Source organism: Fretibacterium sp. OH1220_COT-178 (genome assembly GCF_003860125.1).
Lineage (GTDB): Bacteria > Synergistota > Synergistia > Synergistales > Aminobacteriaceae > CAJPSE01.
In genome coordinates, this window is sequence record NZ_RQYL01000093.1 from 1 (window position 1) to 335 (window position 335).

A 335-nucleotide genomic window follows, 5' to 3' on the forward strand; every position below is an offset into this window, starting at 1 on the left:
GTATTGTTGTCGTTGGGATATTTGAAATCGCCGTCGGTGCGGTCGTGGTTCACGCCCAGAAACAGGCTGCCGTCGCCCAGAGGGGCGTTCCAGGCCAGACCGCCCCGTACCCGGCCCCAGGAGCCCGCCCCAAGGGAAAGGGTTCCCCCGGACTTTTCGGGCTTCTTCGTGACGATGTTGATGACGCCGCCCATGGAGGCGCCCCCGAAACGGGAAGGGATATAGCCGCGATACACCTCGATGCGTTCGACATTCTCGACCGGGATGGTGGAGAGGTCCACCGCCGCCTCGCTGCCCAGGTTCATCAGCACTCCGTCCACGTAGACCGCCACCTG

General features: G+C 63.9%; 1 protein-coding gene. It reads right to left on the reverse strand.

The features are described 5' to 3' along the window. Positions 1–320 (reverse strand): TonB-dependent receptor plug domain-containing protein (locus EII26_RS12985; RefSeq protein WP_274703312.1); only part of this gene is annotated, 320 nt, incomplete at its 3' end. Between the last annotated feature and the right edge of the window lie 15 nt (positions 321–335).